We start from the raw sequence: 25,302 nt of genomic DNA, 5'->3' as shown, positions 1-25,302 counted from the left end.
ATGTCGACGCACACCGATGCGAACCTGGTTCACATGATTAATCAGATCGCCGCCAACCTGGGCGGCGGGCGCGACGAAGAAGCCGCCGCGACCGCTACGTGCCGCCACCTGGAAACTTTCTGGGCGCGGCCCATGAAGCATCGCCTCGTTGCCAATCTCGAACTTGAGGGCGTCGAATTTTCCCCCCTGGCGCGGCGTGCTGCCACGCTGCTGGCGACCCGGCTTTTAGAACGGCAAAGTATCACGCGTTAGAAAGTGATCGTGTTAGAGCGTAATAAGGCTTGCCGCGCGGCAAGCCTTTTTTGCATCCGCACATCTTTATTTTACGTTTGAGCACTTCTCACTCATCTTCAGCATGCGCGCTGAGGATCGTTTTATTGGGTAAGCCAACTACTTATTGAGTTATTTTTCCTACTGTTCATCAGTCGCCAAATGACTGCTATCAAATTGACTTTTATCAACATTCTCATTATTTACGCTGATCTTTTGACCAATACAGCGTTAAAACACAGTATAAATTTAAATTCATAACCTAGGTTAAGGATATAAAGAATTACAACGTTCACTGTAACGGCGTGGTGGCCAGGGATGGCCCGTTTGGCATGAAGCCAACCACCTTTTTTTGGCTGCCATGACCTTTTACCGCCTGGTCATGGCAGCCTTTTTGTTTATATTTATTCAATAGCTTGCGGGCGTCTTTCGTCCAGCATCCCTTTATCCAGAATGAACCGGATAATTTCCTCAAGCCCCACGCCGTCATACAGATTGGTAAACACGAATGGCCGTTCGCCGCGCATTTTTTTTGAGTCGCGCTCCATGATCTCAAGCGACGCGTGAACCTGCTCGGCAATATCAATCTTGTTGATAATCAGCAGATCCGATTTAGTAATTCCCGGTCCGCCTTTACGGGGGATTTTATCGCCCGCCGAGACGTCGATTACATAAAGGGTTAAATCGGAAAGCTCGGGGCTAAACGTCGCCGAAAGATTATCGCCCCCCGACTCCACCAACACGAGCTCAAGCTTGGGGTGGCGCGCCTGTAGCTCATCAATGGCCGCCAAATTCATCGAGGCGTCTTCACGAATGGCCGTATGCGGGCAGCCGCCTGTTTCTACGCCCAGAATACGGTCAGCCGCCAGGGCATCGTGCTTGAGCAGAAAGTCAGCGTCTTCGCGGGTATAAATATCGTTCGTCACCACCGCGATATCGTAATAGTCGCGCAGCGCCAGACAGAGCTGCTTGAGTAGCGCCGTTTTACCCGAACCAACGGGGCCGCCCACACCAATACGTAAACAGTGAGTCATGGTAAGTATCTCCTAACTTCTAAATAGGCGTGAATATTGAGTTTCGTGTAGGGCACTGGCTAGCGCCAGCCCCGGCAATATGGGGCCAAGGTCGTGATCGTCGAGCGTTAATGCTTCATCTACCGCGCTAACCAGCGGCGATCGCAGCTGTTCGATAATCCGCTGAGCGGCCGTATGCCCAAGAGGTAGCGCTTTACAGGCCACCGCCAGCTGGTTTTCAAGCCATGCCCAGGCAAACCCGATCAGCGCCTGACGAATGCTTACGCCTCGCGCATGGGCGGTAAACGCAAACAGCGTGACATAGCCCGGCTGAACCGGTAACAAGGACGGTAGTAAGCCCTCACTGGGTAGCAGGCCAAGGCTACCCAACAGCCGCTTGAGAGAGGCTCCCAAGCGACTGTCTTCAGCGGCAAGCTCGGCGGTTTCCCGCGTGGCACTCAGCCAACCATCCCACTGGGCAATCGCCGCGCTGTCGTGCTGCGTAAACGCCGTATATAAGCGGACAATTACCGGTAGTTCACAGCGGGTCAGGCCATCTTCCAGCACGCCGGAAAGCCACTCGGCCAACGTCTGCTCATCGTGAACCCAGCCAAGTTCAAAGGCACTTTCCAGCCCTTGAGAAAACGCAAAGGCCCCGATGGGCAGTGCCGGGCTGACTAGCTGCATCAGCCCGAGCAGGGCTAGATCAGGCTGGCTGCCCAACGCTGCGGATTCAGTGGGCATGGTGATGGCTGTGGTCGTGGTCGTGGTCGTGGTCGTGGTCGTGGTCGTGGTCGTGGTCGTGAGCATGCGAGTGCCTGTGTGAATGACCATGTCCACCCACCTGGTTATAGGCGCCCGGCTCTGGATCAAACGTGGCCGCGTGACGTTCAAGCGTTGCGCCCAGCAGTTCAGCCAGCTCCTCCAGCACGTGATCGGGCGGAAAGCGTACCCAGCCGCCGCGCTCGTCTTCGCCCAGCGCCAACTGCACATGGCGGTTGCCCAAGTGGTAGGCCAACCGCGCCAGGGGTAAGCCAGCACTTACTCGTGCGGTCACTACCGGTTCAATGGCGGCGCATACGCGAATGACCTCGCCGCTTTCCGCTTTTAACCCTTCACCACTGCGCAGTACGGGGCCACGGTCTAAAAATAGCCCCAGCGCCTGGCCATTGTCGCTTTCGGCTTTTAGGCGCCCACGGATGCGCAGTTCAAAGGGAAGTGTGAGCGTATCGCTGGCTGCGCTTTCATCCACCGGGCCTAAACGTTCTATCAGTTTCAGCATCATTAACCTCTTAATCGCCCAATACATTGAACCTTTCCAATCAGCCTACGCCCTGCAGGAGCAGCTCCAGCTAGCGATGCAGTGCGCAGCGCTGCCGGGTTGGTGGCTAACACCATGTACCGCGCCATGCCAACCAAGGGCGGCTGCGCCGCCATCGCCGAGTGAACTCAGCTCCTACCGGTTAAAGTGCATGCACCTCCCGCAGGAGTAGCTCACGCCCCCTGTAGGAGTAGCTTCAGCTAGCGACGCAGTGCGCAGCGCTGCCGGGGTTGCATCTAGAACAAATGATAACGCTGAGCCAACGGCAGCTCTGTGGCGGGCTCGCAGGTTAACAGCTCGCCATCGCAGCGCACTTCATAAGTCTGCGGATCCACGGTCAGCTCGGGGCAGGCATCGTTGAGCTTCATATCCTTCTTACGCACCCCGCGTACGTTCTTGCACGCGGCAAGCGTGCTCTGAAGCCCCAAGCGCTCCTTGAGGCCTGCATCAATCGCCGCCTGGCTGACAAAATTGAGCCGGGTCTGGCTGGCCGCGCGGCCAAAAGCGCCGAACATGCGTCGATAATGAACCGGCTGGGGCGTGGGGATTGAAGCGTTAGGGTCGCCCATGGGTGCTGCCGCGATCATGCCGCCTTTTAAAATCAGCGACGGCTTAACGCCGAAGAAAGCCGGTTTCCAGAGCACCAGATCGGCAAGCTTGCCTACCTCAATAGAGCCCACCTCGTGAGCGATACCGTGGGTGATCGCCGGGTTGATGGTGTACTTGGCGATATAGCGCTTGGCACGCAGATTATCGGCACCAAGCGCTTCATCTTCAGGCAGCAAGCCACGCTGTACTTTCATTTTGTGCGCGGTTTGCCATGTGCGGCAGACCACCTCGCCTACCCGCCCCATGGCTTGAGAGTCGGAGGCGATCATTGAGATCACGCCCAAATCGTGCAGGATATCTTCGGCAGCAATGGTTTCACGGCGAATGCGTGAGTCGGCAAACGCCACGTCTTCGGGAATGTTGGGGTCCAGGTGGTGGCAAACCATGAGCATATCCAGATGCTCATCAATGGTGTTCACCGTGTAGGGCCGCGTGGGGTTAGTCGATGACGGCAGTACGTACTCTTTGGAACACGCAGTGAGGATATCCGGCGCGTGTCCGCCGCCCGCGCCTTCAGTGTGGTAGGTGTGAATGCCACGCTCTTTAAACGCCGCCAAAGTATCTTCCACAAAGCCCGATTCGTTAAGCGTATCGGTGTGAATGGCGATCTGCACGTCATAGCGCTCGGCCACGCTCAGGCAGGTATCAATTGATGCGGGCGTTGTGCCCCAGTCTTCGTGAAGCTTGAGGCCCATGGCGCCCGCTTCCAGCTGGGCCTCCAAGGCTTCCGGCAGGCTGGCATTACCTTTACCCAGCAGGCCGATATTCATGGGCAGGTCATCCACCGCCTGAAGCATTTTGCCAATGTGCCACGCGCCCGGCGTACAGGTGGTGGCATTCGACCCGGTGGCCGGGCCGGTGCCGCCGCCCAGCATGGTAGTGACACCGCTCATCAGCGCTTCGTCTACCTGCTGGGGGCAGATAAAGTGGATATGCGCGTCGATGCCGCCCGCGGTCAGGATCTTGCCTTCGCCCGAGATAATTTCCGTACCGGGGCCAATCACGATATCCACATCGGGCTGCACGTCTGGGTTGCCCGCTTTGCCAATCGCAGCAATACGTCCGTTCTGTAGCCCCACATCGGCTTTGACGATGCCCCACCAATCGAGAATCAGCGCGTTAGTGATGACGGTGTCCATGACGGTTTCATCGTTACGTTGGCTCTGACCCATGCCATCGCGGATCACCTTGCCGCCGCCGAATTTGACCTCGTCGCCATAGTGGGTGGCGTCTTTTTCGACCTCAATCCACAGCTCGGTATCGCCCAGGCGTACCCGGTCGCCTACTGTGGGGCCGTACATATCAGCATAGGCTTGCCGACTGATCTTGTTACCCGGTTTCATTGTTTATCTCCGTCCAGCGGTCCCATCACCTCGCCACGAAAGCCGTAGATCTCTCGCTTACCCACAAACGGAATCAGCGTGACTTCACGGGTCTGGCCAGGTTCAAAGCGGATTGCTGTGCCTGCGGCCACATCGAGGCGAAAACCGCGGGTCTTGTCGCGATCAAACACCAGCGCGGGATTGGCCTCAGCAAAGTGGTAGTGGGAGCCGAGCTGAATCGGCCGGTCACCGGTGTTCGCCACGTCCACCGTGATGCGCTCACGCCCCACGCATAGCTCAATATCATCTTCTTTTAACTGATACTCACCGGGAATCATCTACTTACTCCTTGTTTTGTTGTGAGGAGTAAGATGTGAGGAGTAATACCGCTTACCCCTAACCATTCACTCCTCACCCCTCACACAATAGGCGTGTGAACCGTCACGAGCTTGGTACCATCCGGAAAAGTGGCTTCGACCTGGACTTCGTCGACCATCTCGGCCACGCCTTCCATCACGTCATCACGGCTCAGAATCTCGCGCCCGTAGCTCATCAAATCCGCCACACTGCGACCGTCCCGAGCACCTTCGATAATCTCGAAACTGATCAGCGCGACCGCTTCGGGATAGTTAAGCTTCAACCCTCGCGCTTTGCGCCGCTCGGCAAGCTGGGCGGCGGAAAACAGCAGCAGCTTGTCTTTATCTCTTGGGGTTAATTCCATAGGGCGCCTCCATCAGAATCGATTAAGTTAACCAAATACGTGGAATATGGGCCTCGCGCTCAATCCAGCGCGGGCGCAGCAATTGCCAGGCCTGTTCGCACAGCGCCCAGGCTTCATTTCGTGAGTCACCCAGATAGCGCAGCAATAAAACGTCCTGGCGCACCGTTACCGCCCAGCGTGGGTTATCCGGCAGGGCATTACGCAGCTCCTCAATCGCCGCTGGCGCATCACTCATTCCCACCGCCCAAAGCGTGGCCTGCACCGTAGCGCCGCCCTGCCCCCAGCGCCCCATAAAGCGCGGGTGTAACGGGTCTAACGGCTGGCGTTCTAGCCACAGCGGCTTGCCATCCAGCGTCAAACGAAAATACTGCTCAATGCGTCCTGATAAGTATGGCAACTCGCTCGCCGGGCGGCCCAAGGCCATGACTTCCCAGCCTAAACAGCGAGCACTGCCGTGAAGATCAATATGGGTACGCTGTTCGCCTTTAGAGCCATCAAAGGCAATGGTTTCCTGAGGTAGCCACTCAAGCGTTGCGCCATCGGCGACCTCAAGTTCAGTGCGCTGGCTCCAGGCCACGCCTTGGCTATCGGCCTTATAAAGCTTATTCGCCGCCGGGGTGGTCAACAGGGCATGTGCGCCCTGCTCGACGTGAGCCTTGATGGTGAGCGCGTCGCCGCTGACCAATCCGCCGGGTGGGTGCAGTACGTAGATATGGCACGCCTCCTGGCTGCCTTCAGGATAAAACGGCCGCTGGACCCGAAGTGGCCCTTGGTGGCGTGCCTGGATTAACCGCGTGGCGCCATCGCGCTTGGCAAAACGCAGCGCCAGTGAGGCCGCCCAGTGGCGTTCCTGGTCAAAGCGGTGGCCGGAGCCCGCAAGCGGTGGGGCGAGTTCGCGCAAGGTCATGGAAGACAGTCGCATCCTTTTGAATAGGTCATAGCCTTTCAAATGCAAGGAATGCGCCAAAATGGGGAAAAGTGGACTTTTACTATCGCTGCAAAGTTTTAGCCGTCATAACCCATCAGCACTAACGGCTTTTTGCACCAAAAAAGATCATTAAAAGGGTCGGCCGCACCAAAAATAACAAGTAGTTAACCGCCCCTTGTGTGGCAAAAGACCACACGCCCAACACTTCTTATTTGGGAACTTTCCGATACTATTGGGCCATCCTCCGTCAACAGCTTGTCTGTTGCCCACCAAGGTAGATGGCTTCGTGCAGTTACAATGCTCAGCAAACAAGCTCTGGTATCGCATTGCGCTTTGTATGGCGTTTGTGGCGATGCAGCTGCTGTTAGTTGGGCCGCTGATTTCACAGTATCAGTCCGATGGGCAACATCACGCGCATCACGAAGCTAGTCATCACTCTAGCCATCAAGGCGGCGGTCATCATCAACATACTGCCCCTCAAGCAAGCCACCATCATCATGCGGGCCATGCTGAAGAAGTAGAACCGATATTCAACTGGTTCCACCAATGTGGTTACTGTGCCATCTGGCAACAGTTTCCAACGGCGCATACCTCTCTCCCTGCGATCAGCTTGCAAGCGTTTATTACGCATGACCAGCTGCTGACGCAACCGACACAGGCTATAAAGTCCTGTGATAACTACCCCCACGCGCTAACGCGCGCCCCGCCCTTTTTTCGGATCGTATAACGCCACATCGTCAGCCTTTTTAGCCTGAAGTTTGCTTCTGGCTGGCGGCTGTCTACACCAAAAAAAGGGATCATCATGCCGCATCTAACTATTGGGCATGGCGTCGTTACGCCTGCCCGCTTAAAAAACCGTTTTCAACGACACGTACTGACATTAAGCGTCGCTGCCGCATCGAGCGTTGTTGCTCAAGGCGTATGGGCACAGGCGCCTGCCGCTCACCACGAGCATCATCATGCGTTAAACACGATGGTCGTGACCGCTGTACCGCTAAGCTCACCGCTCACGGTGGAAACCGACCCGCGTATACCGCGGCAACCGGCCCCTGCCAGCGACGGCGCCGACTACCTTCAGACCATCCCCGGGTTCTCTGCCATTCGTAACGGTGGCACCAACGGTGATCCGGTGTTCCGTGGCATGTTTGGCTCACGTCTTCGCGTGCTGACCAATGGCAGCCAAATGCTAGGCGCCTGCCCGGCAAGAATGGATGCGCCTACGTCTTATATCTCACCTGAAAATTACGACAGCCTCACCGTCACCAAAGGGCCGCAGTCCGTTCTGTGGGGCCCCGGCGCTTCAGCGGCAACGGTGCGCTTTGACCGCGGCCCGGAGGAGTTCGATGAAGCCGGTGTGCGAGTGGATGGCAGCGTCATGCTGGGTACCTATGGGCGCTTTGATCGCCGCATTGATGCCGCTTTAGGCAATAAAGACGGCTACCTGCGCATTACCGGCAATCAATCCGAAGCTAATGACTATCAGGATGGCGATGGCAACGCCGTGCCCTCGTTATGGGATAAGTGGAACGGTGACATAGCGCTTGGATGGACACCCGACAACGATACCTGGCTTGAAGTCACCGCAGGCCGAGGAGACGGCGAAGCGCGCTATGCCGGGCGAGGTATGGATGGCAGCAAATTTCTGCGCGAAACCGTGGGCATCCGTTTTCAGCGCGAGAATTTAGGTGAACACTGGAAACGTCTGGAAATGCAGGCCAACTATGCCTATGCCGACCATATTATGGATAACTTCACGCTGCGCTCACCGGGCAGCATGGACATGGGTGGTGGCATGGACATGGGCAGCGGCATGGACATGGGTGGTGGCATGGACATGGGCGGCGGCATGGACATGGGCAGCGGCATGGATATGGATGGCGGTATGGACATGAGTGACGGCATGGCCATGCGGCTAGACCGTCGCACCCGCAGCGCGCGCGTCGCATCAACGTGGGAGTGGGAAAACACCACGTGGACGGCCGGTGTCGATGTCGAGCATCAGGTACATCGCAATCTGGATGGCGAACACTGGCAGCCCGACTACGAGCAGACCCAGTTTGGCGCCTTCAGCGAAGTCACCCGTTTTATCGATGAACGTGACCGTCTTATTGGCGGCGCCCGCGTAGACCGCTACCGCGTCAGTGACGAAAGCCTGGACACAGCTACCACAGGCCTCACCCGCCGCGACACTCTGCCCAGCGCTTTTATCCGCTATGAGCAGGATTTAGCCTCAGCACCGGTCACCTGGTATGCCGGGGTCGGGCATGTGGAGCGCTTTCCCGATTACTGGGAATTGAGCTCTAGTCAGGCAGGCCCGGCCGGTAGTTTGAATGCCTTTGACGGTGTTCAACCCGAAAAAACCACCCAGTTGGATATAGGCGCGCAGTATAACGACCAGCGCTTAAGCGCATGGGTGTCCGGGTATGCAGGATACGTTAACGATTTCATCTTGTTTGATTACAACACCGCGGGCATGGGCGGTACTCAGATCGATAACATTGATGCTCAGATTGCGGGTGCCGAAGTGGGCGCTAGCTATCAACTAACCGACAACTGGGTAAGCAATGCCTCGCTGGCCTATGCCTGGGGGCGAAATGCCAACGACGATGAGGCATTACCACAGATCCCACCGCTGGAAGCCAAGGTCGGCCTGACCTATGCACACGATGACTACTCTGTGGGTGGCCTATGGCGTGGTGTTGCGGCACAAAACCGTATTGCGCTCGAAAAAGGCAATGTCGTCGGCCAGGATCTGGAATCGTCGTCAGGCTTCGGGGTGTTCTCGCTTAACGGTGCCTATCAAGCAAGCAACCACCTAACGCTAAGTGTGGGGGTGGATAACGTTTTCGATACCACCTACACCGAACACTTGAATCTGGCGGGTAATGCAGCCTTTGGCTATCCCGCTGATTTGGATCGCGGCATTAATGAGCCTGGCCGCATGGTGTGGGCACGGGCCGACTTCAGCTTCTGATTCATTCAGGTGCTCAGTAGAGCACCTGTTTACCCTTACCGCTTAAAACCACCAGGCTAGATGCCTGGTGGTCTGGAGAGACTTCATGTCGACCACGTCACCCCCACAAGAAGGTAAACGCAAGACCTTCGACCTGTATCGCGCCGTTTGGCGCTGGCACTTTTACGCCGGCCTTTTGGTTCTGCCGTTCATGATCACCCTGGCAATTACTGGGGGCCTTTATCTTTTCAAGGACGAACTGGATGCACTCATACACGCTGATGTGAAGCGCGTAGCCGTTCAAGAGGCGACGCTCCCTCCCTCTACGCTGGTAAGCGCAGCCCTTACGGCTCACCCTGGCACTGCCGTAAAATTCACCGACCCCGCCACGCCGAAAAGCTCGGCGGAGATCACAGTGAATACTGCCTCGGGCGAGCGGTTAGCCGTTTACGTCAATCCGTATACTGCCAATGTGCTGGGGGCGCTGGATGACCGCGGCACGGTGATGTGGACCGTTCGCTATCTGCACAGTTTGAAATACTTTGGACCTACAGCGCGCAAACTGATTGAAATAGCCGGCGGCTGGGCAACCCTGCTAGTGCTCACCGGCATTTACCTCTGGTGGCCACGGCGTAAAGGCAAAGGCGGCGTGATTAGCGTGCGCGGCAAGCCAAAAAGCCGCGTGTTCTGGCGTGATCTGCATGCCGTGCTGGGTATTTTTGTCGGTGGGTTTATCGTCTTTCTGGCGATCACCGGAATGCCTTGGTCGGGCGTGTGGGGCGCGCAGGTTAATCAGTGGGCTAACGGTAACAATTTCGGCTACCCCTCTGGTGTGCGCGTTGAAGTGCCCATGTCGGAAGCGCGTTTAAACGCGCAAAGCCCGACAAACTGGTCACTCGAACAGGCACAAATTCCAGAATCCACACAGGGACCAGGCCAGGCAACGAGCATTGGCCTTGACGGCGCTGTCGCCATCTTCGATGAGCTGGGATTGCATCATGGCTATGCGGTCAGCCTGCCCACCACAGAGACCGGCGTGTACACCGGATCAGTCTATCCTAATGACCTTAGCCAACAGCGCGTGGTGCATCTTGATCAGTACAGCGGCGAGCGCTTGATCGACATGAGCTACTCCGATTACGGGCCCCTGGGTCGCTGGTTGGAATTTGGTATCAACGTGCATATGGGCCAGCAGTTTGGTCTGGCCAACCAACTGCTCTTTTTGACCGTGTGCGTGGCGATTATCCTGCTGGCGGTATCGGCCGCAGTAATGTGGTGGAAGCGCCGCCCCTCACGCGCAATGGGCGTACCGCCACTACCGGCAGACAAACGCGTTTTCCGGGGTCTGATTGCCATTCTGGCGATAGGCGGATTGATTTTCCCGCTGGTAGGCGCGTCGTTGATCGTCATGCTGCTGCTTGATTGGCTGATTGTGCGCCCGCTCCAGGAGCGGAGGCTGGTTAACCAGCCAAGGTAACACCTCAGTTTCTATCACTCCCTCTTTCTGGCCCCCTTGGGGCCAGAAGCTCAGGTTTATCTAAATCTCAATTTACGCCTCTCGCTCTATCTTTCCCGCTACTCACACGCGCCACAGAATAGCCACTATCGGTATGCCTTCAAGTATCGAACGATGCCAGCGCAAGACCCGTTGATGCCTTGGCCAACTAAAGCGATACATTAATAGCGCATTTGCGCTTATTGCCTCATAAACTCATGCCTATTTCAGTCTACCTCAGCACGTTTATCCGCTTGACATTAAATTATTTGCGCCACAAACTTAGCCGAGGCTATACTTGTTTCCACAGCGCAAAATGATTACACGGAGTAACACTGCTTCGTCTACTATCTACCTCATGTCGAGTCTGGAGCTTAATAATGGCAACAAAACATGCTGTGATTCTATTGGGAATGCTGCCTTTCAGTACCTTGGCAGCGGCTGATGAAACGCCCCTCAACGTGGTGGCAACCATTGGCATGATTGCCGATGTGGCACAGGAGGTAGGCGGCGAATGCGTTAGCGTCCAGGCCATGATGGGCCCCGGGATCGACCCGCATCTTTTCCAGGCCAGCGCCAGCGATGTTTCGCTGTTGCGCGGCGCCGAACAGATTCTTTACTCGGGCTACGCCCTGGAAGGCCAGCTGGGTTCGGTGCTGGAAAATTTCTCTTCGCGCACCCCGACGCTTGCTGTCGCGCCCTCTTCGATCGACCCTTCATCGCTGATTACCGCGCAGGATATCTACGGCATCGATCCGCACCTGTGGATGGATGTTTCGCTTTGGGCGCAAACGCTGCCGACGCTAAGCGATACCTTTATTGGAGCGCGCCCCGACTGCGCGGATACTATTGAAGCCAACACCGAGCGCTACCAGACCGAACTGTTGGCGCTCCACAAGTGGGTCAAGGAGAGTATCGCGACCATTCCCGAGAGTCAGCGCGTGCTGGTGACCGCCCACGATGCGTTTAGCTACTATGGGCGCGCCTACGATATCGACGTTGAAGGTATTCAAGGCATCAGCACCGAAACCGAAACCGGCATTGCCGATATCCGCAACATGGCGACGAGTGTGGTAGAGCGCGACGTACCGGCGGTGTTCGTTGAAAGCACCATCAATCCGCGCACCGTCCAGGCGGTGATCGACGCGGCCAAGCAGCGTGGCCATGACGTTGTGGTTGGCGGCGAGCTTTATTCCGACGCCATGGGCGATGACGGTACCGTCGACGGCACCTATATGGGTATGATCTACCGCAATACCCAGCATATCGTTAACGCACTCGGCGGCACACTTTCCCCACTGCCCGATGAGCTCAATGACTGGGCAAGCGAGTGGCAGCTCGACCAACAGGGATAGAAGGGCATACTCTCGATGGTAACATCTGCAAGTGCCGAGCCCGCTCTCAGCATCAACAATTTGACCGTGAGCTATCATAATCAGCCCGTGCTTTGGGATATCAATCTCGATATCCCGGCGGGCGTGATGGCGGGAATTGTCGGCCCCAACGGCGCAGGCAAAAGCACGCTGATCAAAAGCCTTTTAGGGCTGGTGCCATCGCTTTCCGGCGAGGTGCTGGTGCACGGCAAGCCTTATGCCGCCCAGCGCAAGCGGGTGGGCTACGTGCCCCAGCGCTCGAGCGTGGATTGGGACTTTCCCACCACCGCGCTCGATGTGGTGACCATGGGCCTTTACGGGCGCCTTGGCTGGTTCAAGCGCCCCGGGCGCCGAGAACGTAAAGAGGCGATGGACGCGCTCGACATGGTCAGCATGAGCGAGCTTGCCCACCGCCAGATCAGCCAGCTTTCCGGCGGCCAGCAACAACGCGTGTTTCTGGCCCGCGCACTGGTGCAACAGGCCGACGTTTACTTTCTGGACGAACCCATGGCCGGGGTCGATGCCACCACCGAACGGGCGATCATCGATATACTGCGCCGCCTGCGTGATGCGGGAAAGACGCTTATCGTCGTCCACCACGATCTGCAAACTGTCGGTACCTACTTCGACTGGCTATTGCTACTGAACGTGCGCGTGATTGCCAGTGGCGACGCCAAAGACGTTTTCAAGATCGACAACCTCCGCCAGGCCTACGGCGGCCAGATCGCGCTGCTGGGTGACCACGAGTCATTAACGTTTCCCGCCTCAAAAGTGACCTGACCCATGCAGTGGCTCGAACTTCTATCGGATTATACCTTTCAAAACGTGGTGATCGGCGCCTCGCTTCTGGGCCTGATCAGCGGCCCCTTGGGCTGCTTTGCGGTGCTGCGCCGTCAAAGCCTGCTGGGCGACGCCATCTCCCACGCGGCTCTTCCGGGAATATGCCTGAGCTTCATCATTACCGGCAGCCGCGATATTGGCGGCATCATGATCGGCTCGCTTGCTACCGGCTCTCTTGCAGCGCTGATCATGCTGCTGCTCACCCGCAAAAGCCGCCTGAAAACCGATGCGGGGCTAGGCGTTTGCCTGAGCCTCTTCTTTGCCGTTGGTATCGTGCTGCTCACCTACATTCAAGGCACCAGCAACGCCGCCCAGGGCGGGCTCGAGGCCTTTTTATTCGGCCAGGCCGCCGCCACGCTGCGCTCGGATCTGTGGGTGATGGGTGGCGTGACGCTGGTAACGCTTTCGCTGCTCGCCGCCTTCTGGAAGCAGGCCAAGCTGGTCACGTTCGACGCCGAGTACGCCCGAACGCTTGGCATGCCCGCCACGGCCATAGAGGCGACACTGACCGCCATGGTCGCACTGGCGGTGGTGGTTGGCCTGCAGATGGTCGGCGTCATTTTGATGGCGGCGATGATCGTTGCCCCGGCGGCGGCCGCGCGCCAGTGGAGCCGCCACCTGGGCACCATGCTTGCCATCGCGGCGGGCGTGGGTATCGTCAGCGGCGTCTCCGGCGCGACGATCAGCACGCTCTCGCGCGGGCTTGCTACCGGCCCGCTGATCGTACTAACCGCCACGGCCATCGTGCTGCTGTCGCTGGCGCTGGCGCCAGGGCGCGGGCTTTTATGGGGCATCATGAAACACTACCGCCAGAAAGCCGAGCTTCAAAAACGCCAGCTTCTCTACACGCTATATAAACACCCGGCCCGGCCTGCATCACGGCGTTTATCGCTGAGCGCACGGCTCACCCTTGCCCTGTTAAAACGCCAAGGCTACCTGACCCGCTCACAAGGTGAAGCGGACTGGGGGCTGACGACAACAGGGCAGGCAAAAGCGCGCCAGGTGGTCGCCACGTTCGAGGAGGTCGCGCCATGATCGCAGAGCTTCTCAACAGTACCGCGCTTCCCATCATTCTGGTCGGCGCCATGGTGGGTATCGCCTCATCAGCGGTGGGCACGTTTTTGGTGCTGCGCGGCAACAGCATGCTGTCGGATGCCATCAGCCATTCGATCGTGTTCGGCATCGTGATCGTCTGGATACTGACCAAGCAGCAGAGCGGGCCGGTGCAGCTCATCGGCGCCGCGCTGACCGGGCTTTTGACAGTATTTCTCACCGAGGCGCTGGCCAATACCAAGCGGGTGAAGCAGGACGCCGCCATCGGACTGGTGTTCCCAGCACTCTTCTCCATTGGCGTGTTACTACTCAATATCTACGCCCACGACGTGCATATCGACACCCACACCGTGCTGTTGGGTGAAATCGGGTTTGTCTGGCTGGATACCGTCGAGCTTTTCGGCCTGCCGATTCCCCAGGCGCTGGTCTCGATGAGCGTAATGACGCTGCTCAACTACGCGTTTATCGGGCTCTTCTATAAAGAGCTGAAGCTCGCCACCTTCGATCCCGCGCTGGCCAAAACCTTTGGCTTCATGCCGACGATCCTGTTCTATGTACTTTTGATGCTGACCAGCTCCACCGCCGTGGCGGCCTTCGACGCCGTGGGGGCGGTGCTGTTCATCGCCTTTGCCATTGTTCCCGCCTCCGCCGCCTATTTGCTGACTGACCGCCTGTGGATGATGTTCATTTTCGGCGCGCTGATCTCGATCGCCTCGAGCATTTCCGGCTATTTCCTCGCGGTGCATTTCAACGTCTCCATCGGTGGCATGATGGCGGTAATGACCGGCGTATTTCTGATACTGGCCTTTTTGGGCGGGCCGCGCTACGGGCTGATTACCCAAATGCTGAAGCGCCGCCGGGCGCGGCAGGCGCCGATGGAGCCGCCTTCATTGTTTTGAAAGGCTAAACGCCAGACCAGGGCGCCACTTGCAACGACGAAGACGCACGCTTTTATAAAGGCCCTATCCACGTGAGCGCTCGTTCAGTATTACTAGCGCACCAGTAATAAGCGCTCGCATACCTTCCTCTAATTCCGCCTCCATTTCGGCCTCCTCCAGGCCGCGGCTCGCCCCCTCGACAGGCTCTTTCCCCACTACCGAATAAATCGTATCGGCGACGGAAAAGCATTGAAAAGCTATGGTCGCCAGAAGCCAGCGAGCTTGCTCCTGGGAGATATCATAAACCTCAGCAATATGGTTTTGATGTGCACGAATTTTTTCAATCATGGGCTGAGTGGCAGCCAAGCGACGGATCACATAGGGCGTTAATCCTGGGTGAGCTTTGACAAACTCGCTTATCGATGCGGCAAAAGTGGATAGATACTCTTTCAATTCCCCGGGCGCATCATTGGAAGCTCGTGGAATATTCCAACGTTGAAATATTTCTTCGGCCACTAAGCATTTCAGCGCCTTTAAATTGGGCACATGCTTATAAAGCGCCATATGGCTGATGCCTAGCGCGCTGGCCACCCCGACAAAGGTGATGTTGGGTAGGCCGATTTCGATACCCGCATTCGCAATACGCTCAAGCGTGATGGTAGGCGGCCGCCCGCGTGCTTTAACTGGCTGTTGCGTGGTCATATTGCATCCTTAATCGCTGACGTTCCTTATCTAGCCACTCACTCACTTTAGGGTCAATTAGTTGATTGGCATGCAATTATATTAATTAGTTTATTGCCATGAAACTAATTATCTATTAGCCTATTTAAACGCGACTAATTCTCGTTACAAACTACTGCTATGCAGGTTCGATAATCCCCTATGGCCGAGTCATAACGCTTCATGAGCACGCACGATACATCGAGATCCCAAGGTAAGAGCCCCATCAGCCAAGTGTTGGCCCCTATACGCACACGGCTTTTTGCCGCGGCAATGCTGGCGGGCATCGGCACGATATTAACGATGGTGCCGCTTGCCGGTATGGCACATATCGCCAAGATTCTTGTGTCTGATCCAGGCGCCGCCTGGGAGTTATCAACCGCCAGCATGCGTGAAATTGGCTGGGTGGTAGCAGCCAGCATCGTGAGCCTCTTTGTCGGCATGGGGTGCATGTTTCTCGGCGAGCTGGTAGCGCACCTGGCGGATAACAAACTCACCTACCAGCTACGCTTGGCTGTTATGCGACGCTTGTCCCAAGCACCGCTTGGCTGGTTTACCAGCCGCGCATCCGGCGACGTAAAACAGGCGATGCAAGACGATATTGCGACGCTGCACAGCCTGACCGCGCACTTTTACACGGCGGTAGGACGCGCGTTTGGCGCCTTACTGATCTCGGTGGTCTACCTGATCATGCTGGATTGGAAAATCGCCGTTATTACGTTACTGCCTCTTCCCGGTTTCTTTCTTTTCCTGCGCCGACTCATGCAAGCCAGCAAAGCCAATATGGGTGAGTTTATTGCCCAGCTTGAGCGCATGAATAACGCCATTAATGAATTTGTCTGCGGCATTCCCGTCGTCAAGGCCTTCGGTACGACCGGACAAGCCTATCGTGGCTACCAAGCAGCAGTGGATAGCTTTGCCCATGCATTTGAGCAATTTACCCGCCCTCTGGTCGCTTCTATGGCACATGTTCATGCGATGGTGACAACGGTGACGATATTGGGACTGGCGCTCACGGTTGGCATATTTTGCGTCGCCAACGGCTGGTCAGAACCGGTCGATCTGTTGCCATTCATTCTAGTAGCCCCCGGTATCTGTGCTCCGTTACTGCTGCTGCATACCTTGCTGCACGACTTAGGCAGTGCCGTTGGCGCCGCCCAACGCGTCATGGCACTGCTTGAAACGCCGGTATTGCCATCAATCCCCTCCAGTGAGTGCCAGCTCCCCAACGATCATGAAGTTCGCTTTGAAAATGTCAGTTACGTCTATAACAATGCCCAAAACGGGCTATCGAACCTGCACTTTACTCTTGCACCTGGCAGCGTTACGGCGATTGTTGGCCCTTCGGGGGCAGGCAAATCCACCCTGGCACGCCTGATGCTGCGCTTTTTTGACCCCACCCATGGGCGCATTACGTTAGGCGGGGTGGATCTGCGCCATCTTGAGATGTCAACGCTCTACCAGCGGATTGGTTTTGTTCTGCAGGACGTGCGTCTGATCCATGCCAGCATTCGAGACAACATTGCGTTGGGCCGCCCTTCGGCCAGCCAACAGGAAATCGAGGATGCCGCTCGCGCGGCGAATATTCACGAACGTATCGCCGCACTCCCTAACGGCTATCGATCGATGGTTGGCGAGGATATTCAACTGTCAGGTGGCGAGCAACAGCGCGTCAGTATTGCCCGCGCCATGTTACTTGATCCGCCTCTATTGGTGCTGGACGAGCCGACAGCAGCGGTTGACGCCAGCAATGAGCTGGCCATCCAGCAGGCTCTGTCGCGTTTAACCCGGGGGCGGACGCTTGTGATTATTTCGCATCACCTAAAGTCGATCATCCACGCCGACCATATTCTGGTACTCGATGGCGGCACGGTTGCTGAGCAAGGCAATCACGACCAGCTACTGGCCAGCAATGACCTTTATGCTCGCCTTTGGGCACTGGAAGAGAAAACAAACTCACTGGAATCGAAGGTGGCAGCGTGCTGAAAATGCTCAATCAACTGCTTGGCGAAGACACCGCGCTCTTGCGTCGCTATCTCGGTCTGGTCACTGTCTATGGTGTGCTAAGCGGTCTGACCATCTTGGCCCTTATCCCTCTTCTCTATTACCTCCTGATTGGCCAACTCAGTGTGGCCACCACATGGCTAGTAGTGCTGCTTTTCGGCATCCTAATCTGTTGGGGAGTGCGATGGCACGTGGAGCAGGCAGGCGTCCGTGTCGGCGTCGCCATCTTGCAGTCGGGCCGCCATCGCCTTGGCGAACACGTGATCCATCTGCCGGTTGGCTGGTTTACCGCGACAAATACCGCGCGCCTTAGCCATGTAACCACGCAGGGTATGATGGCGGTGGCCCAGCTTCCTGCTCACGTCTTTACACCGGTGATCAGCGGGCTTGTCACGCCTATCGTTCTCCTTGCCGCGCTATTGGTGTTGCATGCACCGCTGGGCATTGCGGCGCTGGTCGCGCTGCCGCTACTTTTGGGGGTTTTATTACTCACCGCCAAGCTTGCCCAGCATGCCGACAGGGCCTTCCAGCAACACTTTTCTGATACCAGTCAGCGCATGGTCGAGTTCGCCAGTGCCCAGACAGTCTTACGCGCCTTTAGTGGGAACAACCACAGCACACGCTTCTTAGAACAGGCCATGGAACAACAGCACCGCTCGGGAACAAGGCTGGCTTGCCTATCGGCACTTTCGGCGCTGCTCAATGCCTGGGCAGTGCAGACAGTCTTTGCCGTGCTGCTGATCGTCACAACCCTGTGGATCAATACGCTTTTGGAAGGATCACTGACGGCAGCGAGCATTATAAGCGTCATCATTGCGCTGGTACTGGTAAGCCGGTTCGTCGAACCGCTGCTGGACATCGCTCAACACAGCGACATTTTGCGTAGTGCAAGGGGGCAACTCGAAGAGATCCAGGCGATTTTCGACGCTGCCCCCCTAACCGAGCCAACGGTCCCTCAGCCACCGCGCGATGCCTCCATCGAATTGAGAGCCGTCCGCTTTCGCTATGCGCCGCATGAGCCCGACGTGCTCAACGGGGTTAGCCTATCTATCACGCCCGGTAGCATGACCGCATTGATCGGTGAGTCAGGTTCAGGCAAGACCACTCTGGCGCGCCTGGTCGCGAGATTTTTCGATGCAGATCACGGTAGTGTGCTCGTCGGCGGCGTGGACGTCCGCGATATGTCTAGTACCCAGCTGGCGGATCACGTCAGCCAGATCTTCCAGGAGAGCTACCTGTTTGCCGGCAGCATTGCTGACAATATTCGCTTTGGCCATCCCGACGCCAGCGATGCCGACCTGATGGACGCCGTGCGTCTGGCCGGTGTCATCGAGATCGTCGAACGCCTGCCCCAAGGATTGGACACACCAGTGGGCGAGGGAGGCGCCCGCCTTTCCGGCGGCGAACGGCAGCGTATCGCCATCGCCCGAGCACTCATTAAGAATGCGCCCATTCTGCTGGTGGATGAAGCGACTGCCGCACTGGATGCGGAAAATCAAGCCATCATTACCCAGGCGCTGGTGCGACTGAGAGGCCAACGTACGCTATTGGTGATCGCCCACCAACTCTCTACGGTGAGCATGGCTGATCAGATCATCGTGCTAGATGACGGACGCATCATTGAGCAAGGCGCGCCCGATGAACTGCTCGCTCAGCAGGGGCGATACGCCACGTTTCTTGACCAACGCCAAACCACCAAAGGGTGGCGCATCACCCCGGATAAAACGGGAGAAACCTCACAGTGATGCGCGTGTATCTGCCTCTCCTGTTTGTATTGCTGTGCGGGATGTCATTACTGACAGGCGCGCGGCAGATAAGCGGGTACCAACTTATCACCCTGTCAGATGATGCTTGGTTGACGTTGACGGCCAGCCGACTGCCGCGCCTGATCACGGTGTCCTTGACCGGAGTGGGCCTCGCGATTTGCGGTGTGATTTTGCAGCATATCGTGCGCAATAAGTTCGTGGAGCCCGCCACCTCGGGTGGGCTTGATGCCGCCAAACTGGGCATTCTCGTATCGCTGTCTCTAATGCCTACGGCTGGCGCTGGATCACGAATGCTTGCAGCCCTGCTCTTCTGCTTCGCTGCGAATGTTGTCTTTATCGCTATCGTTCGCCGCATCAAGTTCACCAACACGGTACTGGTTCCCGTCATCGGTTTGATGTACGGCGGCGTGCTAAGCGCCCTAGCCGAGTTCTACGCCTACCGCCATAACATCCTGCAAAGCATGCAGGGCTGGCTGCTGGGAGATTTTTCAAAGATCGTCCAGGGCCATTACGAAATCATCTACCTAATCCTGCCGGTCGTTGTGCTCGCCTACGTCTACGCTCATCGCTTCACGGTGCTGGGCATGGGCGAAGACATGGCGACGAGTTTAGGCGTGAACTATCTCGTCACCTCCGCCATTGGGCTGATGCTGGTGGCCATTACTGTCTCGGTCACGGTCATCGCGGTGGGCGCCATCCCCTTTGTCGGATTAGTGGTTCCCAATCTGGTAGCGCTCTACTACGGCGATAACCTGGCTCGCACCCTACCCGCCGTAGCACTGTCGGGGGCAACACTGCTGCTGGTCTGCGACATTGCGGGACGCCTGCTGATCTATCCCTTTGAAGTGCCCATCGGCTTAACGTCGGCTTGTGTCGGAGGCGTGCTGTTTCTGATCCTGATTGTCAGGAGGGCACAGTGATGACTATCAAAGCTCGCCACACCGTTTGGGCGGCCGTGATCGCTCTTGCGCTCGCTTTTGTCTTTGTACGCTCCGGTTTCGACTTCGAGTATGTGATACCGAAACGACTTGAGCGCTTGGCCACCATGGTGATCGGTGGCATTTGTGTCGCCTGGTCCGCCATTACGTTTCAGAGCCTTACCGGTAACCGGATATTAACGCCTGCCATCATGGGCTATGAGGCCGTCTATCTGCTGTTTCAGGCCCTGTTGATGCTGGTGCTGGGCACCCACAGTCTGATGGTGCTCGGCGAGCATGGCAACGCCGCACTCTCGGTCCTGCTGATGCTTGGCTACTCCTGGACGCTGCATCGATGGCTGTTTAGAGACGGCAGAGACAATGTCTATTTCCTGCTGCTGGTAGGACTGGTACTGACAATGGTCATTACCACTTTCACACAGTTCGTTCAGCTCAAAATGAGTCCAGGCGAGTTTTCCATTCTGATGGGTTACAGCCAAGCCGCTTTCGGTAACGCCAGCACCACACAACTGCTATACGCCACACTGATCGTGGCCGCGATTTGTCTGGTGGGACTGAAAAGCCTCCCAATGCTAGATGTGCTCTTGCTGGGCAGAGAGCAGGCCATGTCACTTGGCATCGATTATCGACGCTGCGTGCAACACCAGCTCTTTCTGATCGCCTCGCTGGTGGCTGTATCGACCAGCCTGCTTGGCCCCACGGCGTTCATGGGCATTTTCGTGGCCAATACGGCCTATGCGCTTGCAGGCACTTACCGTCATCGGGTCACGCTACCGGTGGGTTGTGCCCTCGCCATCGCCCTTTTCATCCTCGCCCAACTGCTGGTCGAACATCTCTTCAACTACACAACCACCGTCGGCATCCTCGTCAACCTCGTATGTGGGGCTTACTTCCTGTCGCTGATGGTGCGTACGCGAGGCGCAGCATGATCACGGTTCAAGACCTTCATAAAACCTACGGCGACCGTTCGGTGCTATCGGCGATCAATCTCTGCTTTCCATCAGGTCAGTTGACGTCCCTGGTGGGCCCCAACGGCGCGGGTAAGACGACGCTTCTGATGATGCTCGCGAGACTACTTAAGCCCTCTCGGGGGGATATTCGACTCGACGGCTCCCAGGTAACGCGCATTCCCATCAGCGAGTATGCCAGGCAGGTGGCCACGCTACGCCAGACGCCTGAGTTCAACCTACGCCTGACCGTCGAGGAGTTGGTCGCCTTTGGCCGCTTTCCCTATAGCCGTGGCACACTCACTCGGCACGACCATCGTGTGATTGACGACGCCCTGTCGTTTCTATCGCTGACGGCACTACGCGGTGCTTATCTGAACGAGCTCAGCGGCGGCCAACGCCAGATGGCGTTCCTGGCCATGACCATTGCACAGCAAACCGATTACCTGCTGCTCGACGAGCCACTGAATAACCTCGATATCAAACATGCCGTTCAGATCATGCAGGCTCTTCGCCGTCTCTGCGACGAGCATGGACGAACGGTCATCCTGGTCGTTCATGACATCAACTTTGCCGCCAACTACTCCGATTACATCGTCGCCATGAAGGATGGGGAAGTGCACTGCGATGGCAACGTCACCGACGTCATCACCGAACGGCGCTTGAGTGAGCTTTACGGACTGAAGTTCGACATCGCCCATAACGAACGCGGTTATCTATGTAATTACTTCAAGCCCTCAGGAAACCTGGAATGAAACGATCTCTAAACAACCGCTTGGCACGCCTTCTCCCACTCGCCTTGGTGGCGTTGCTACAAGGGTGCGATCAGCCCTCAGCCAACAATATGTCCGCACAGGAGGCCATAACACCGATCACGATTCACCACGCGCTGGGAAGCACCGTGATCGATCACCGTCCACACCGGGTAGCGGCATTAGACATGAATGAAGTCGATTTTCTGGATCAGTTGGACGTTCCGGTGGTGGGCATGCCAAAGGACTTTATTCCCCATTTTCTGGAGAAGTATCGAGACGACCCGACGATTGAAGATCTGGGCGCTATCGTACGCCCTAACCTTGAGCGAGTGCATCGCGCTAACCCTGACCTCATTCTTATGACGTCGTTACAGGCCAACGACTATAACGAGCTGACTCAGATCGCACCCACGCTGCACTTTGACGTGGATTACCGCAACAGTCAGACCAACCACATTGACGTTGTCATGGATCATCTCATGGATCTTGGGCAGATCTTTGGCAAACAGAAATTGGCCCGTCAGCGGGCAGCCGAGCTGGTTCATACCGTCGAGGAGGTCCGGCGTGTTACCCAAGGCCGCCCTGAGAAAGCCCTTATCCTGCTGCATAATAATGGGGCCTTCCACTCCTTTGGCGTGCAGTCACGCTACGGCTTCATCTTCACTGAATTCGGCGTTGCCCCCGCCGCTCCCGACATCGATACCGGCCTGCACGGCCAGCCGGTTTCTAGCGAATTCATCCAGCAGGCCGACCCCGACATCATCTATGTCGTGGATCGTACTGCCGTAATGGAGCACCGGCCCACCATGAGTACCGACAGCCTGGCCAACCCCCTATTACGCCAAACTAACGCCTGGCGAAATGACCGGGTGGTCTTTGTCGACCCCGAAGCCTGGTATGTCACCGCCGCCAGCGTCAGCGCTCTGGCGATCATCGCGGATGACATTATCGACGGCTACCGGCACTAGCAGACCATAGCACTAAAGCACTAAAGCACCTAAAAAAACGCTTTCATCGACTGCTTCAATGCGCCTTTTAACAGGCGCTCAATTGAAGCGGTGTAGTTCCTCTGTGTTTAAAAATGGAGATCGACATGCCCTTACATTGCCACCACCGTCCCCTACAGCCGACGAGAGCACTACATTGCGCCTCTTGCTCAAACCCTTTATCGCTCGTCAGGAGCGCATTTCTGCTCGCTCTGAGCGCGAGTGCTGTCATGCTGCTGTCTTCACAAGCTCTCGCACAGGCCCAGGAGACCGAGACCCGCAGTACTACTGCCCTAGCACCCATCACCGTACACGGAGAAGCGACATCCGTTAACGATACGTATGCCGGCGGCCAAGTCACCTACAGCAACCGGGCGGGCTTCCTGGGGAAAAGAGACTTCATGGAGACGCCTTTCAATGCCATCAGCTATACGGATCGCTTTATCCAGGATCAACAAGCTCAGAGTATTACCGATGTAATTGCAGCGACGGATCCGAGTGTCTTCAGCAACGGCGTCACCAGTGCCTGGAGCGAAACCTATTCGATCCGTGGTTTTGACGCCAGCACACGTGACGTCACGTTCGGTGGTCTGGCCGGGATGGCCCCCTACTACCGTACGTCTCCAGAAATGTTCGAGCGTATCGAGGTGCTCAAGGGGCCTTCGGCACTACTCAACGGGATGCCGCCAGGTGGCTCCGTTGGCGGTGCCATTAACCTGGTTCCCAAACGGGCTGGCGATGAACCGTTGACGCGTTTCACCACCACGTATATGTCCGACGCCCAGATTGGCGGGCACCTTGATGTCGGCCGACGCCTGGGTGACGACCAGCAGTTTGGCGTTCGCGTTAACGGCGTATACCGCGACGGCGAGGGGGCTGTGGATAACCAGACACCAAAGGTTCAAATGGGCTCTCTGGGGTTGGACTGGCGCGGTGATCACGCTCGACTATCAGCCGACTTGTACAGTGCGGACGACCATATTGATGGACCCGCTCGAGGTATCAACCTGGCCCCCGGCCTGGCAGTTCCGACGCCTCCCGCCCCCGATACACTGATCAACCCGGACTGGGCCTTTGCCGACACGCGCGACAAGGGGGCCATATTGCGTGGCGAATTCGACTTTACCGACGAGATCATGGGGTACGCGTCAATAGGTCAAAGCGAAACCAATTACACCTACAACGGTGCCATGTCAGCCCAGGTGCTTGATGATCAAGGCAACTATCGCACAAGCGTTGGTCAGCTTGCCTTCGATGTCGAAAAAACATCGGCGGAAGTCGGGGTTCGCGGTCACTTCCAGACCGGCGCTGTCAGTCACGACATCAGCGTCAATGCCACCCATTATGAGCACGAGCAGCACGATTACGGGCGCAGAAGCGTTCCCGATGCGGACTGGATCACCAACCTATACAATCCGCAATGGGGCCCCGCCGCTGATTTCATTACACCGCACATCATGCATACAGAGCTACGCTTGAACAGCTACGGTTTGGCAGACACGCTCTCGTTTGCCGATGATCGCATACAGCTGACGCTCGGCGCCCGACGCCAGGAAGTGGTGAGCGACACCTACAGCGTGATGACCGGCACACGTATCTCCCGCTATGATGAAAGCGCGGTCACACCCGCCGCAGCACTACTTTTCAAAGCGACCGACCAGGTATCGCTCTACGCCAACTATATCGAGGGGCTCAGCCAGGGGGCCACGGCACCTATGACTGCCGCCAACGCTGGTGAGGTGTTCGAGCCTTACAAGACCAAACAGAGCGAGGTTGGCGTGAAACTTGATCTGGGTGATTTTTCACACACGCTTAGCCTGTATGAAATAAAGCGGCCCAGCAGCTACACCGACCTGGCAACCAATATCTTCTCGGTTGGGGGCGAGCAGCGGAACCGAGGAGTGGAGTGGAGTTTCTTCGGCAGTCCTCTCAGCAACCTGCGCCTGATGGGGGGCATCGCTTATGTAAACCCAGAAATCACGCGCGCCGCGAGCGATGAAGAACAAGGCAATCAGGCAACCGGCGTACCAGACCTGCAAGCCAAGCTAGGCACTGAATGGGATCTATCCGTAGCACCAGGGCTGACACTGACCGCTAATGCCACCGCGATGTCAGAGCAGTACATTAATAGTGACAACTCCCTATCAGTACCCGGACACACTATTTATGACGTTGGAGCACGCTACGCCTCTAACCTTTCCGGCTATCCACTCACACTGCGTGCCACTGTTAACAATGTGACCGATAAAACGTACTGGGCAATGCCACAACTCTCAAGCCTCGCATTAGGCGCCCCCCGCACCTTTATGTTTTCGGCCTCACTGGACTTCTAGACGACTGTAACAAGCGGTGCTAATGCCATAACACCGAATATTTTTCACTACTAACTCCGTAAAACCTCCCCACCTAC

General features: G+C 56.9%; 23 protein-coding genes. 14 read left to right on the top strand and 9 right to left on the bottom strand.

The genetic code is table 11. The features are described from left to right. Positions 1–252, top strand: coding sequence for a formate dehydrogenase subunit delta (locus tag ACT3R7_RS15510; RefSeq protein WP_192538636.1), 252 nt, complete (start codon positions 1–3; stop codon positions 250–252). A 422-nt stretch (positions 253–674) separates the two neighbouring features. On the opposite strand, the gene ureG is transcribed toward ACT3R7_RS15510, so the two are convergent. The 8 genes from ureG to ACT3R7_RS15470 all read right to left on the bottom strand — a co-directional run bounded on the left by ureG (position 675) and on the right by ACT3R7_RS15470 (position 6,773). Then, entirely contained in the window at positions 675–1,304 is a 630-nt protein-coding gene (gene ureG, locus ACT3R7_RS15505; protein ID WP_192538637.1) for an urease accessory protein UreG, read from the bottom strand. A gap of 12 nt (positions 1,305–1,316) precedes the next feature. After that, a complete protein-coding gene (locus ACT3R7_RS15500; RefSeq protein ID WP_087110732.1) occupies positions 1,317–2,027 on the bottom strand; it encodes an urease accessory protein UreF in 711 nt (236 codons plus the stop codon). After that, positions 2,017–2,565 carry an urease accessory protein UreE gene (gene ureE, locus ACT3R7_RS15495; protein ID WP_193092667.1) on the bottom strand — a complete coding sequence of 183 codons (549 nt, stop codon included), beginning with the start codon at positions 2,563–2,565 and terminating at the stop codon, positions 2,017–2,019. The genes ACT3R7_RS15500 and ureE overlap by 11 nt, the downstream gene beginning before the upstream one ends. A gap of 275 nt (positions 2,566–2,840) precedes the next feature. Continuing rightward, positions 2,841–4,556 carry an urease subunit alpha gene (gene ureC, locus ACT3R7_RS15490; RefSeq protein ID WP_192527747.1) on the bottom strand — a complete coding sequence of 572 codons (1,716 nt, stop codon included), beginning with the start codon at positions 4,554–4,556 and terminating at the stop codon, positions 2,841–2,843. Beyond that, on the bottom strand, positions 4,553–4,873 hold the full coding sequence (locus ACT3R7_RS15485) for an urease subunit beta (RefSeq protein ID WP_087110727.1): 321 nt from the start codon (positions 4,871–4,873) through the stop codon (positions 4,553–4,555). Before ACT3R7_RS15485 ends, ureC begins: the two co-directional genes overlap by 4 nt. An 80-nt stretch (positions 4,874–4,953) precedes the next feature. Further along, complete coding sequence (locus ACT3R7_RS15480) at positions 4,954–5,256, bottom strand: urease subunit gamma (RefSeq protein ID WP_009098441.1); 303 nt, start codon at positions 5,254–5,256, stop codon at positions 4,954–4,956. Positions 5,257–5,278: 22 nt separating this feature from the next. Continuing rightward, positions 5,279–6,163 (bottom strand): urease accessory protein UreD, encoded by an 885-nt coding sequence (locus tag ACT3R7_RS15475; RefSeq protein WP_087110721.1) that lies wholly within the window; start codon positions 6,161–6,163, stop codon positions 5,279–5,281. A gap of 403 nt (positions 6,164–6,566) precedes the next feature. After that, complete coding sequence (locus ACT3R7_RS15470; RefSeq protein ID WP_225733841.1) at positions 6,567–6,773, bottom strand: hypothetical protein; 207 nt, start codon at positions 6,771–6,773, stop codon at positions 6,567–6,569. Between the two features lie 213 nt (positions 6,774–6,986). Between ACT3R7_RS15470 and ACT3R7_RS15465 the strand changes: the two genes are divergently transcribed. The 6 genes from ACT3R7_RS15465 (at position 6,987) to ACT3R7_RS15440 (ending at position 14,797) form a co-directional block, all read left to right on the top strand. After that, the gene (locus ACT3R7_RS15465; RefSeq protein ID WP_444489847.1) at positions 6,987–9,158 is read left to right on the top strand and encodes a TonB-dependent receptor domain-containing protein; all 2,172 of its coding nucleotides are present in this window, start codon (positions 6,987–6,989) and stop codon (positions 9,156–9,158) included. 85 nt (positions 9,159–9,243) lie between these two features. Then, positions 9,244–10,614: a PepSY-associated TM helix domain-containing protein gene (locus tag ACT3R7_RS15460; protein ID WP_087110715.1), complete on the top strand. Its 1,371-nt coding sequence runs from the start codon at positions 9,244–9,246 to the stop codon at positions 10,612–10,614. A 398-nt stretch (positions 10,615–11,012) separates the two neighbouring features. Further along, complete coding sequence (locus ACT3R7_RS15455; protein ID WP_192538643.1) at positions 11,013–11,987, top strand: metal ABC transporter solute-binding protein, Zn/Mn family; 975 nt, start codon at positions 11,013–11,015, stop codon at positions 11,985–11,987. Positions 11,988–12,002: 15 nt separating this feature from the next. After that, positions 12,003–12,785, top strand: coding sequence for a metal ABC transporter ATP-binding protein (locus ACT3R7_RS15450; protein ID WP_087110711.1), 783 nt, complete (start codon positions 12,003–12,005; stop codon positions 12,783–12,785). A 3-nt stretch (positions 12,786–12,788) separates the two neighbouring features. Next, complete coding sequence (locus tag ACT3R7_RS15445; RefSeq protein ID WP_192538644.1) at positions 12,789–13,880, top strand: metal ABC transporter permease; 1,092 nt, start codon at positions 12,789–12,791, stop codon at positions 13,878–13,880. Further along, positions 13,877–14,797 (top strand): metal ABC transporter permease, encoded by a 921-nt coding sequence (locus tag ACT3R7_RS15440; protein WP_087110707.1) that lies wholly within the window; start codon positions 13,877–13,879, stop codon positions 14,795–14,797. Before ACT3R7_RS15445 ends, ACT3R7_RS15440 begins: the two co-directional genes overlap by 4 nt. Positions 14,798–14,860: 63 nt before the next feature. Here the strand turns inward: ACT3R7_RS15440 and ACT3R7_RS15435 are convergent, their stop codons facing one another. Then, entirely contained in the window at positions 14,861–15,478 is a 618-nt protein-coding gene (locus ACT3R7_RS15435; protein ID WP_087110705.1) for a TetR/AcrR family transcriptional regulator, read from the bottom strand. Positions 15,479–15,679: 201 nt separating this feature from the next. On the opposite strand from ACT3R7_RS15435, the gene ACT3R7_RS15430 reads away from it, so the two are divergent. The 7 genes from ACT3R7_RS15430 to ACT3R7_RS15400 all read left to right on the top strand — a co-directional run bounded on the left by ACT3R7_RS15430 (position 15,680) and on the right by ACT3R7_RS15400 (position 25,225). Further along, positions 15,680–17,482: an ABC transporter ATP-binding protein gene (locus ACT3R7_RS15430; RefSeq protein ID WP_087110703.1), complete on the top strand. Its 1,803-nt coding sequence runs from the start codon at positions 15,680–15,682 to the stop codon at positions 17,480–17,482. Between the two features lie 2 nt (positions 17,483–17,484). Beyond that, positions 17,485–19,245, top strand: a complete 1,761-nt coding sequence (locus tag ACT3R7_RS15425) for an ABC transporter ATP-binding protein (RefSeq protein WP_225733845.1) — start codon at positions 17,485–17,487, stop codon at positions 19,243–19,245. Continuing rightward, positions 19,245–20,186, top strand: coding sequence for an ABC transporter permease (locus ACT3R7_RS15420; RefSeq protein ID WP_087110699.1), 942 nt, complete (start codon positions 19,245–19,247; stop codon positions 20,184–20,186). The genes ACT3R7_RS15425 and ACT3R7_RS15420 overlap by 1 nt, the downstream gene beginning before the upstream one ends. After that, positions 20,186–21,133 carry an iron chelate uptake ABC transporter family permease subunit gene (locus ACT3R7_RS15415; RefSeq protein ID WP_087110697.1) on the top strand — a complete coding sequence of 316 codons (948 nt, stop codon included), beginning with the start codon at positions 20,186–20,188 and terminating at the stop codon, positions 21,131–21,133. Before ACT3R7_RS15420 ends, ACT3R7_RS15415 begins: the two co-directional genes overlap by 1 nt. Further along, the gene (locus ACT3R7_RS15410; RefSeq protein ID WP_087110694.1) at positions 21,130–21,906 is read left to right on the top strand and encodes an iron ABC transporter ATP-binding protein; all 777 of its coding nucleotides are present in this window, start codon (positions 21,130–21,132) and stop codon (positions 21,904–21,906) included. Before ACT3R7_RS15415 ends, ACT3R7_RS15410 begins: the two co-directional genes overlap by 4 nt. After that, positions 21,903–22,874 (top strand): siderophore ABC transporter substrate-binding protein, encoded by a 972-nt coding sequence (locus tag ACT3R7_RS15405; RefSeq protein WP_172116955.1) that lies wholly within the window; start codon positions 21,903–21,905, stop codon positions 22,872–22,874. Before ACT3R7_RS15410 ends, ACT3R7_RS15405 begins: the two co-directional genes overlap by 4 nt. Positions 22,875–23,122: 248 nt before the next feature. Continuing rightward, positions 23,123–25,225: a TonB-dependent receptor gene (locus tag ACT3R7_RS15400; RefSeq protein ID WP_303393867.1), complete on the top strand. Its 2,103-nt coding sequence runs from the start codon at positions 23,123–23,125 to the stop codon at positions 25,223–25,225. Positions 25,226–25,302: the final 77 nt, after the last annotated feature.

Source organism: Halomonas sp. AOP43-A1-21 (genome assembly GCF_052376775.1).
Classification (GTDB): Bacteria; Pseudomonadota; Gammaproteobacteria; order Pseudomonadales; family Halomonadaceae; genus Vreelandella; species Vreelandella colorata.
The sequence above is the reverse complement of the archived record's forward strand: the minus strand, read 5'-3'. Positions and strand labels throughout refer to the sequence as shown.

What these genes read in the sequence shown, in the direction of transcription:
- ACT3R7_RS15510 (WP_192538636.1), top strand. Translation starts at nt 1, where the DNA reads ATGTCGACGCACACCGATGCGAACCTGGTTCACATGATTAATCAGATC.
- ureG (WP_192538637.1), bottom strand. Translation starts at nt 1,304, where the DNA reads ATGACTCACTGTTTACGTATTGGTGTGGGCGGCCCCGTTGGTTCGGGT.
- ACT3R7_RS15500 (WP_087110732.1), bottom strand. Translation starts at nt 2,027, where the DNA reads ATGCCCACTGAATCCGCAGCGTTGGGCAGCCAGCCTGATCTAGCCCTG.
- ureE (WP_193092667.1), bottom strand. Translation starts at nt 2,565, where the DNA reads ATGCTGAAACTGATAGAACGTTTAGGCCCGGTGGATGAAAGCGCAGCC.
- ureC (WP_192527747.1), bottom strand. Translation starts at nt 4,556, where the DNA reads ATGAAACCGGGTAACAAGATCAGTCGGCAAGCCTATGCTGATATGTAC.
- ACT3R7_RS15485 (WP_087110727.1), bottom strand. Translation starts at nt 4,873, where the DNA reads ATGATTCCCGGTGAGTATCAGTTAAAAGAAGATGATATTGAGCTATGC.
- ACT3R7_RS15480 (WP_009098441.1), bottom strand. Translation starts at nt 5,256, where the DNA reads ATGGAATTAACCCCAAGAGATAAAGACAAGCTGCTGCTGTTTTCCGCC.
- ACT3R7_RS15475 (WP_087110721.1), bottom strand. Translation starts at nt 6,163, where the DNA reads ATGACCTTGCGCGAACTCGCCCCACCGCTTGCGGGCTCCGGCCACCGC.
- ACT3R7_RS15470 (WP_225733841.1), bottom strand. Translation starts at nt 6,773, where the DNA reads ATGCGCCGTTGGAAACTGTTGCCAGATGGCACAGTAACCACATTGGTG.
- ACT3R7_RS15465 (WP_444489847.1), top strand. Translation starts at nt 6,987, where the DNA reads ATGCCGCATCTAACTATTGGGCATGGCGTCGTTACGCCTGCCCGCTTA.
- ACT3R7_RS15460 (WP_087110715.1), top strand. Translation starts at nt 9,244, where the DNA reads ATGTCGACCACGTCACCCCCACAAGAAGGTAAACGCAAGACCTTCGAC.
- ACT3R7_RS15455 (WP_192538643.1), top strand. Translation starts at nt 11,013, where the DNA reads ATGGCAACAAAACATGCTGTGATTCTATTGGGAATGCTGCCTTTCAGT.
- ACT3R7_RS15450 (WP_087110711.1), top strand. Translation starts at nt 12,003, where the DNA reads ATGGTAACATCTGCAAGTGCCGAGCCCGCTCTCAGCATCAACAATTTG.
- ACT3R7_RS15445 (WP_192538644.1), top strand. Translation starts at nt 12,789, where the DNA reads ATGCAGTGGCTCGAACTTCTATCGGATTATACCTTTCAAAACGTGGTG.
- ACT3R7_RS15440 (WP_087110707.1), top strand. Translation starts at nt 13,877, where the DNA reads ATGATCGCAGAGCTTCTCAACAGTACCGCGCTTCCCATCATTCTGGTC.
- ACT3R7_RS15435 (WP_087110705.1), bottom strand. Translation starts at nt 15,478, where the DNA reads ATGACCACGCAACAGCCAGTTAAAGCACGCGGGCGGCCGCCTACCATC.
- ACT3R7_RS15430 (WP_087110703.1), top strand. Translation starts at nt 15,680, where the DNA reads ATGAGCACGCACGATACATCGAGATCCCAAGGTAAGAGCCCCATCAGC.
- ACT3R7_RS15425 (WP_225733845.1), top strand. Translation starts at nt 17,485, where the DNA reads ATGCTCAATCAACTGCTTGGCGAAGACACCGCGCTCTTGCGTCGCTAT.
- ACT3R7_RS15420 (WP_087110699.1), top strand. Translation starts at nt 19,245, where the DNA reads ATGCGCGTGTATCTGCCTCTCCTGTTTGTATTGCTGTGCGGGATGTCA.
- ACT3R7_RS15415 (WP_087110697.1), top strand. Translation starts at nt 20,186, where the DNA reads ATGACTATCAAAGCTCGCCACACCGTTTGGGCGGCCGTGATCGCTCTT.
- ACT3R7_RS15410 (WP_087110694.1), top strand. Translation starts at nt 21,130, where the DNA reads ATGATCACGGTTCAAGACCTTCATAAAACCTACGGCGACCGTTCGGTG.
- ACT3R7_RS15405 (WP_172116955.1), top strand. Translation starts at nt 21,903, where the DNA reads ATGAAACGATCTCTAAACAACCGCTTGGCACGCCTTCTCCCACTCGCC.
- ACT3R7_RS15400 (WP_303393867.1), top strand. Translation starts at nt 23,123, where the DNA reads ATGCTGCTGTCTTCACAAGCTCTCGCACAGGCCCAGGAGACCGAGACC.